Below are 8,484 nucleotides of genomic sequence, written 5' to 3'. Positions count from 1 at the left end.
GCCACAATGGCTTCCTTCGACAACCCCTATGTCATTCCTTACCGTGCGGCCGGGACGGAACATTCAGGGCCGATGAAGGGCTGGAGCTACATCGTCAATGGCCTGGCCGGCGGATCGCTCCGGGACTGGATCAATGAACAGCCGATGGCCGACGAGGCGTTGGGATTCATGCTGCTCGACCTCGCCCGGGCACTGCAATACCTCCATCGCCAACGACTCGTCCACGGAGATGTCAAGCCGGCCAACATCCTCAATTACGGAGGGCGCTGGGTGCTGGGGGACTTCGGTCTAACACAGCCGACGGGAGCTCAGGAACCGGAGGGCACCCTGGGCTACATGGCCCCCGAGCGTTTCAGCGGAAGGGTGATCAGCGCCAACGACGTGTACTCGCCCGAGTCACCTGCTCACCGGCCCGGACGCCGGGCTGCGTGCGTTCGTGAACCCGGCAGAGTTTGGCAGCGAGTGGTACCAGGCCCGTGACCGGGACTCGGCCGCGGCTACCGCCGACATGCATGTTTTCTGGGACCGCCAGGACAAGCTGAATGCGGCCAACAAGCCCTACGCCTCCGTGAACTCCTCCGAGGGGCGGGACTATTGGGCACCCGAGTTCGGTAAGGACATTGTCTACTTCACTCTTGGCGCGCAGCAGGACCTGTACAACAAGGCGAGGGAGAACCCGACTCCGAGGCCTGGCCAGGCCGGGCTGGACGCGGCCAAGAAGGTGTTCGATGCGTTCGACACCGGCGGCGACACCTGGGCAGGCGCGTACAAGGACGTCGCGGGGAGGGCGCTGCTCGATACGGGCAACCTGGGCTACTCCTCGGCCAACGACGTAGCGACCTTCCTCCGTTTCGGGGGCTTCCCGACCAAGGCCCCCGAGCCGGACTCGCTGGAGTTCCGCAACGAGGTCGAGGCGCTGAAGGCAGCCTGGGCGGCTTGTGACAGCGCCAACCCGATCGACCACTACCGGGCGTTGACTGGCCCAGTGGTGCAGGCGTACTCGGAGTGGGAGGCGGAGTACTCCGGCCAGGCTGAGCAGCGCAAGGCGATCGTCACCGCCAAGGCTGCCGCGGCGAAGGAGACGCGGGTCGCCACGGACGCGATGATCGAGGCGGTCCGGCAGGCCTGGCAGGCGGACCAGATTCTGTACTGGCAGAAGTACTGGGCCGCGAACAAGGGATCCGCCTCTTATCCAAAGCCTGCGGCCTTCACCAAGGCGACGGCGGATCTGAACGCTGCGAAGGCTGCAGCCGCCAAGCAGGTGCCGCTGGCAGACGCGGCGGCCACCCGCGCCAAGACGGCCGCGACCACGGCGGGAACTCAGCAGACGAAGGCGTGGGAGATCGCCGACGCCGCGAGGCTGCCCCGAGGCCGTGGTCTGCTCTACGCGCAGCAGTCCGTGCAGGTCGCCAAAGCATCCGCTGCGGCCACGCTTGCGGCGGCGAAGGCGACTCTGACGGCGTCGAACGCGGCCAAGGCCACGGTTGCCGACTCCCAGACGCTGCTGGCACTCGCGAAGACCCAGACGCACGCGCTGAACACGGAGTTCCGCAAGACGGCCGCACTTGAGGCGGAGGCGCAGGCCAAGGCTGCTGCCGAGTCAGCCGCCAAGCTGGCCACCGAGGCTGCGGCCAACGCCGCCACCGCGAAGAGCGCCCGCGCGACTGCCGAGAAGGCGGAGCAGACGGCCAAGACTCAGGCTGCCGAGGCTAAACGCCAGCGAGGCATAGCGGAGGCCGAGAAGGCCACCGCGGAGCGGGAGCGCGACCTCGCGGCGAGCGAGCGCGCGAAGGCAGGCGCGGCCGAGGAGCGGGCGAGGAGCGGGCAGGCTCAGGCCGGCCAGGCCCGCACGGCGGCGGAGACGGCCAGAGCGACGGCGGCGGAGAAGCTGGCTGCGGCAGAGGACGCCGAACTGCGTGCGTTCCTGGCCCGCAACAAGGCGGAGACGGCTGAGCGAGCCAAGAACGCCACCGCGTCCCGTGCGGCAGCCCTGGAGTCGGCAGCCGCCGCGGCCGAGAGCACCAGTGACGCGGGGGAGACCCGGCAGGCTGCCACGGAGGCGCGCTCCGCCGCCACAGAGGCGGCGGGTGCGGCGACTCGTGCCCGTACGGCGGCGAACGAGGCGACCACGGCGGCGGTGAACGCCCGAGCGGCGGCCACCCGGGCCGAAGGCGCAGCGAAACGTTCCCGCTCTGCCGCCGACGCTGCCCAGTCGGCATACGCCAAGGCGCACGCGGCTGCTTCGACCGCGCACGCCGCCGCAGCTGACGCGATCGACGCGGCAGCAGTCGCGAAGGCGAAGGCGAAGCAGGCGGACGCCGAGGCGAAGAAGGCCCAGGCCGCGGCGATCACCGCACGCAAGGAGGCCACGGCGGCGCTGGCTGAGGCTGCCAAAACGGCTGCCTGGTCGGCGAAGACCGCCGGGTACGCTCTCGCCACAGCCCAGTACGCGCAGGGCGCCCGGGACGCCGCGACCGCTACGACCAAGGCGGCCGACGAGGCGATCTCCGTCGGCTCCCCGTACCGCGAGACCGACGCTTCGGCGGCGTACGCGGTGCTGATCGGGCAGACCTCCAAAACCCTCGCCCAGCAGCAGGCCTCTGCGGCCAAGGCGAAGTCGGACGAGGCGAAGAAGGCGGCAGCCACGGCCAAGGCGCTCGCCGACAAGGCCGCCGGCGACGCGAAGATCGCCCTCCAGGCGGCGGCCGATGCTGCGGACTACGCCGTACAGGCGGTCAATTCCGCGGCTGCGGCCAACGCTTCCGCCGCCGCGGCTGCGATTGACGCGGCAGCCGCGAAGACGGCCGACGCGAACGCCCAGAAGTACGACGCGCAGGCGGGCACGGACGCCTTCTACGCCAACTCCGCCGCGAACGACGCCGAGTCGGCGGCGGCCCAGGCCGACCGTGATGCCTCGGAGGCCGAGACGGACGCCTCAGGCGCCCGCTCCGCGGCTTCCGCGGCCGAGTCCGACGCAGCCGCTGCGGACCGAGCCGCCACTGACGCCGAGGCGGACGCGGTCAAGGCCGAAGAGGCCGCGGTCAGGGCGGAGGCGGACGCGGTCAAGGCCAAGGAGGCTGCGGCCAACGCGGAGAACAACGGGCAGATCGCGACCGGGACGGTCCCCGACAGGTCCGCCGAACTCATTGGTGGGATGTTCTACGCCGTCGACCACATCGAAAAGGTCGGTGAGCCTCAGGTCCTGAAGAAGACCGAGGGCTGCGACGGCTGGTGGGACCAGCTCTTCTACGACGGCGACTGCACGATGACCGAGAGGGTCAGCTACAAGGCGGTCCTCGACCTCTACATGTGCCGCACGGAGGTCTGGAACAACACCTGCTTCTCCGGGGACTCGCTGTACCTCGGTGAGCAGAAGACGGACACGCAGTACACCGATGTCACACACACCATCACGATCGCGGAGTACCAGCAGGGCATCGACCCCGTCGACATCCTCTTCGGCCACTGGATCCAGTGCGCTCAGAAACTCACCTCCTTCGGTGAGAACGGGAGCTGGGGCGGCTGCGCCTGGGCCGTCGTGGATGTGGCGTCGCTGTTCGCTGCCAAGATCATCCGTCCCATCGCGGACGCCGTCCGGGCGATGGACGCCGCTGTCAGGACCGGAATCGGTTTCAGGGAGGCGTACGCGGCCCTGCGCTCCCTTCGGTTGTCCGAGGCTGCCGTCGCGGCCATCGCCAGCAAGTTCATGCAGGCGGTGTACGAGGCGTGTGGATCAGCCCCTTCGAGCGGGGTGCGTGCCTTCGGTGCTCGGACGTTCGCTGCTAAGGGCTCGCCTCAGGAGTGCATAGAGAAGGTCCTCAAGGACCTGGTGAAGGACGGGGACCACATTGTCCTTGGGGTCAACCCGTTCTCCGACGACCTGGTCAAGGAAGTTGTGAAAGGCGAAGCGCGTACGTTCAATGGCAGGGAATTCGCCGACGAATTGCCTGAGGGAATGGGTATGGGTAGACGCCCAGTCTGGACCCTCGGTGTGGAACGCGCTGTAGCGAACCCGAAGGTAAACCTCTATGTAACACTTGACGGCGTCAAGGGTGCCAAAGAACCCAATAAGGCTCTCGAAATGCTTCTGCAGCGAGGGGAGACGATCACACCGGGTGACTGGGGTGCCGTAGCCGGAGACGGTTACGGCACTGCCTGGGAGATGGTCCAACTGCGCCGGGCCGTCAGACTGGGCGACCGGAACTGGTCGTCGATCAAGTGGTACATGACCAACTCCGAGGGCAAGGTCGAGCGGGTTTTCCCGGACCGATTCAAGTACGCCAACGGTGAACCGGTGCCGGACTAAGGAAGAGAATTCGTAGATGGCAGATTTCATCCGGACAGGTCGGCTCTTCAGAGTCACGCGGTTCGATCCCTCCCACCGGCAGCTGTACCTCGTCAGTGAGGCGCTCGCCGTCGACCGAACGACGTCTCAAATCGAGGTCAGGATCGGGCACGTAGAGCGGATGTTCCTCAAGCCCTACTACCGCGATGGCCTTCACATTCGGCGGGCCGCCGCGGACGAGTTCGCAGTCCTCCAGGAGCGGCACAAGCTCGAATCGAGCGACGCCGAGTACACGTGGATGCTGGAACCAGACGGCGGAGACAGCTTTGTGATCGGTGGAAGGCCGCACTGGCGCGAAGCCGAGTACGAACTGATGGGCGACCAGGAGTTCCTGTACGACGGGTCCAAACCCTGGCCCCCGGCCTTTCCGGCGGAGTCGGGCCGGGTCGACTGAGGATCTGAAACTGTGAAGGCGTCCCCTGTTCGCAGGGGACGCCTTTGGGGGACGTTCCTGTTGAAAACCTGGCATTTCATAGGTTGTGTCAGGTTATAGGTGTTTCATCGGTTGCCCGCTTCGCGCGGTTAGAGATCATCGCGAGGCGGATCATGCTCTCGGATTGGGCGGGTTTGGTCTCGTAGTCCCGAGCGAGGCGGCGGCGCATCATGAAGCTCGGTTCCCGAGGGATGCTGCTGGTTGATCCGGGTCCGGCTACTTCGCCCCGTTGAGCTGACGCTCGGCGGGGCGAAGTGCTGCGCAGTCGCTGATGGGGGTGCGGACCCGGGTGTTTCGGTGAGGTGGGCGAGGTTGATGGCGGCGCCAGTAACCGTCCCGCCGCCGTTTCACCTGCTCACGCGCTCGCCCCCGCGAACTCCCGAGCCCCTGCCCAGGGCAGCACAGCCCACATCCGTGTCCCACCCCCCGGCTCCCGTGCCTCCCCGAACCCCCACTCCCCGCCGCACGCCTCCACCACGCAGCCCAACACCCGTAGCGCATCTCCCCGTCGCTCGTCGCAGGCCGCTGCCAGCCGGGGATGATCGTGCAGCTGGTGGCCGTCGTAAAGGATCACGCGCAGCTCGCCGTCCCGGAAGCGGAGGGACACGTATACGGAGTCGTTGGCGGCGAAGTGGCAGGCGCACGCAGTCAGTTCGGCGACGACCTGTACGGCGGCGTCTGTCATGCCGGTCAGACCGTGTGCGCGTAGGACGACCCGCGTCGTGTCTCGCACCACCCGCGAACTCACCGCTCCTGCGGGCACAGTGAAGCTGTAGGCGAGGGTGTCCGGGGACGGTGGTGGTGTCTGCGACAGGTCGGTGGAGATGGGGCAGGCCGAGACGGTGACCGATGCGGACATGGCTGACTCCCTTGCTGGACAACGGACTTGATGTGAACGCCTGCAACCCCGACCAGTGGCCTGTCTCCCTGGCGCGAGCCCGCCCCTCCCAGGGAAGTGAGAACCCGGGCAGGCTCGCGCGATGCGCTTCCGTTCAGTGCTGGGCGTAATCGACGCATTACTAACTGTAGAGCATGACTGGAGTACATGTACTACTCTCCCTGGAATCCCCGGTGGACCACAGACGCACCACAACGGCAGACTGACCCCGTCACAGAGCTGAATGGGAGAGGGCACATGCCGCCGAGGAGCAACCCGACGGAACGTCAGAGGCGGTTGGGCGCGGAGTTGCGCAGGATGCGTACGTCGGCCGGGATCACGACGGAGCACGCCGCCCGCATGCTGAACGTTCCCCGTACGAACGTGCCCAACATGGAGTCGGGCCGCTCCGGCATCAGCGCCGACCGTGTACGCACTCTCGCCGCCAACTACGGTTGCGCCGAAGCTGAGTTCGTCGAGGCGCTGGCCGCCATGGCGGCCAGGCGCGACAAGGGTTGGTGGGAGGAGTACCGGGACCGGCTCCCGGACAGCTTCCTGGACATCGCCGAGATGGAGTGGCACGCCGAGCGGCTGCGGATCACGGTCAGCGTGCACCTGCCGGGGCTGCTCCAGACCGAGGACCACGCCCGTGCCGTATTCGAAGCGGTGATCCCGCCCCTGCTCGTGCCCGACCTCGATGCCCGTCTGACACACCGGGTCGACCGGCAGCAGGTGCTCGACCGGTCGGAGCCCCTGGCCCTCGACGTCATCCTCCACGAGGCCGCGCTCCGTATGGAGTTCGGCGGATCCTCCGTAGCGAGGCGGCAGTTGGAGCAGCTGCTGCACGTGTCCGAGCGCGAGGCCGTGACGATACGCGTCATCCCGTTCAAGGCGGGCGGCTTCCCTGGCGCCGGACAGTCCGTCGTCTACGCCGAGTCGAGCGTCCCCCGCCTCGACACCGTGGAACTCGACAGCACGCACGGGCCGGAGTTCATCGACACCGAGCCGCAACTCAACAAGTACCGGGCCCACTTCGACGCGGCCGAAGCCGTGGCGCTCGCGCCCGAACCCTCGCGGGACTTCATCCACGCCCTCGCCAACGACCTCTAGGAGACGCCGTGCCCGACATCACCTGGGAAGAGCCCTACTGCGGCGAAGGCGCCAACTGCTTCCGCATAGGCACCGACCCCACCGGCAATGCCTACATCGCCGTCGCGGGCAGGGAAGACACGTACCTCACCGACACGCGAGAAGCCCTCCGCACCCTCATCCAGGACATCAAGGCCGGCAAGGCGGACCACCTGCTCTAGCGAAACAGCGGAGCGGCGAAAACCGAGGGCGCCCCCTGTTGCGTACCAGGGGGCGCCCACAAGACGTACGGCCGTCACATCAGGCGTGTTCGCCCTCGCCCAAGTGGTGCACCCGGACCATGTTCGTGGTGCCCGGGACGCCGGGCGGGGAGCCGGCTGTCATGACGACGACCTCGCCGACCTTGAAGCGGCCCAGCTTGAGCATCTCCTGGTCGACCAGGGAGACCATCTCGTCCGTGCTGTTGACGAACGGGACGACGTAACTGTCGACGCCCCAGCTCAGGGAGAGCTGGTTGCGGGTGCCCTCCTCCGTGGTGAAGGCGACGATCGGCTGGGCTGCGCGGTAGCGGGAGAGACGGCGGGCCGTGTCGCCGGACTTGGTGAAGGCGACCAAGCCCGTGCCGCCGAGGAAGTCGGCGATCTCGCAGGCCGCGCGGGCGACCGAGCCGCCCTGCGTCTTCGGCTTCTTGCCGGGGACGAGGGGCTGGAGGCCCTTGGAGAGGAGCTCCTCCTCCGCCGCGACGACGATCTTCGACATCGTGCGGACCGTTTCGAGCGGGTACGCGCCGACCGAGGACTCCGCGGACAGCATGACCGCGTCCGCTCCGTCCAGGATCGCGTTCGCCACGTCGGACGCCTCGGCGCGCGTCGGGCGCGAGTTGGTGATCATCGACTCCATCATCTGGGTCGCGACGATCACCGGCTTGGCGTTGCGCCGGCACAGCTCCACCAGGCGCTTCTGCACCATCGGGACCTTTTCGAGGGGGTACTCGACGGCGAGGTCACCGCGGGCCACCATCACACCGTCGAAGGCCGCCACGACGGCGTCCATGTTGTCCACCGCCTGCGGCTTCTCCACCTTGGCGATGACCGGGACGCGGCGACCCTCCTCGTCCATGATCTTGTGGACGTCGTCCACGTCACCGGCGTCGCGGACGAACGAGAGGGCGACCAGGTCGCAGCCCATGCGCAGGGCGAAGCGCAGGTCGTCGATGTCCTTCTCGGAGAGGGCCGGGACGTTCACGGCCGCACCGGGCAGGTTGATGCCCTTGTGGTCCGAGATGACGCCGCCCTCGATGACGATCGACTTCACCCGCGGACCCTCGACGGCCAGGACCTTCAGCTCGACGTTGCCGTCGTTGATCAGGATCTGGTCGCCGGGCGACACGTCACCCGGGAGGCCCTTGTACGTCGTACCGCAGATGGTCTTGTCGCCGGGGACGTCGTCGGTGGTGATGACGAACTCGTCGCCCCGCACCAGCTCGACGGGGCCCTCAGCGAAGGTCTCCAGGCGGATCTTCGGGCCCTGCAGGTCGGCCAGGACGCCGATCGCTCGGCCCGTCTCCTTGGCGGCGGCCCGGACCCGGTCGTACCGGCCCTGGTGCTCGGCGTGCGAGCCGTGGCTGAAGTTGAACCGGGCCACGTTCATGCCGGCCTCGATCAGCGAGACGAGCATTTCATGGGAGTCGACCGCGGGGCCGAGAGTACAAACGATTTTCGAACGGCGCATGGGGCGATC

7 protein-coding genes and 1 pseudogene are annotated in these 8,484 nt (G+C 67.7%); 5 read left to right on the top strand and 3 right to left on the bottom strand.

The annotated features are described in order from the left end of the window. From STRTUCAR8_RS49545 to STRTUCAR8_RS11360, 3 genes are all read left to right on the top strand, one after another. Positions 1–480: protein kinase domain-containing protein (locus tag STRTUCAR8_RS49545; RefSeq protein WP_006375791.1), on the top strand; the 480-nt coding region annotated here is incomplete at its 5' end. Next, complete coding sequence (locus tag STRTUCAR8_RS54100) at positions 437–4,306, top strand: polymorphic toxin type 27 domain-containing protein (RefSeq protein WP_006375782.1); 3,870 nt, start codon at positions 437–439, stop codon at positions 4,304–4,306. The genes STRTUCAR8_RS49545 and STRTUCAR8_RS54100, both read left to right, overlap by 44 nt. 16 nt (positions 4,307–4,322) lie before the next feature. Further along, positions 4,323–4,739 (top strand): hypothetical protein, encoded by a 417-nt coding sequence (locus STRTUCAR8_RS11360; RefSeq protein ID WP_006375799.1) that lies wholly within the window; start codon positions 4,323–4,325, stop codon positions 4,737–4,739. A gap of 88 nt (positions 4,740–4,827) precedes the next feature. Here the strand turns inward: STRTUCAR8_RS11360 and STRTUCAR8_RS53280 are convergent. Together STRTUCAR8_RS53280 and STRTUCAR8_RS11355 are read right to left on the bottom strand one after the other, a co-directional pair. Beyond that, positions 4,828–4,977: pseudogene (locus STRTUCAR8_RS53280) on the bottom strand (IS5 family transposase); the annotation flags it as partial. Positions 4,978–5,133: 156 nt separating this feature from the next. Continuing rightward, positions 5,134–5,637 (bottom strand): sensor histidine kinase, encoded by a 504-nt coding sequence (locus tag STRTUCAR8_RS11355; RefSeq protein WP_006375781.1) that lies wholly within the window; start codon positions 5,635–5,637, stop codon positions 5,134–5,136. Between the two features lie 276 nt (positions 5,638–5,913). Between STRTUCAR8_RS11355 and STRTUCAR8_RS11350 the strand changes: the two genes are divergently transcribed. After that, the gene (locus STRTUCAR8_RS11350) at positions 5,914–6,765 is read left to right on the top strand and encodes a helix-turn-helix domain-containing protein (protein ID WP_044472024.1); all 852 of its coding nucleotides are present in this window, start codon (positions 5,914–5,916) and stop codon (positions 6,763–6,765) included. Positions 6,766–6,773: 8 nt separating this feature from the next. Next, positions 6,774–6,965, top strand: coding sequence for a hypothetical protein (locus STRTUCAR8_RS11345; RefSeq protein ID WP_006375780.1), 192 nt, complete (start codon positions 6,774–6,776; stop codon positions 6,963–6,965). 79 nt (positions 6,966–7,044) lie between these two features. Here STRTUCAR8_RS11345 and pyk read toward each other — a convergent pair whose 3' ends face one another. Next, positions 7,045–8,475 (bottom strand): pyruvate kinase, encoded by a 1,431-nt coding sequence (gene pyk / locus STRTUCAR8_RS11340; RefSeq protein WP_006375785.1) that lies wholly within the window; start codon positions 8,473–8,475, stop codon positions 7,045–7,047. Positions 8,476–8,484: the final 9 nt, after the last annotated feature.

It is taken from the genome of Streptomyces turgidiscabies Car8 (genome assembly GCF_000331005.1).
Classification (GTDB): domain Bacteria; phylum Actinomycetota; class Actinomycetes; order Streptomycetales; family Streptomycetaceae; genus Streptomyces; species Streptomyces turgidiscabies.
This window is presented reverse-complemented; position numbering and strand designations above follow the sequence as displayed.

Excerpts from the sequence above, each read along its gene's own strand:
- STRTUCAR8_RS11350 (WP_044472024.1), top strand. The coding sequence starts at position 5,914 with ATGCCGCCGAGGAGCAACCCGACGGAACGTCAGAGGCGGTTGGGCGCG.
- pyk (WP_006375785.1), bottom strand. The coding sequence starts at position 8,475 with ATGCGCCGTTCGAAAATCGTTTGTACTCTCGGCCCCGCGGTCGACTCC.
- STRTUCAR8_RS11360 (WP_006375799.1), top strand. The coding sequence starts at position 4,323 with ATGGCAGATTTCATCCGGACAGGTCGGCTCTTCAGAGTCACGCGGTTC.
- STRTUCAR8_RS11355 (WP_006375781.1), bottom strand. The coding sequence starts at position 5,637 with ATGTCCGCATCGGTCACCGTCTCGGCCTGCCCCATCTCCACCGACCTG.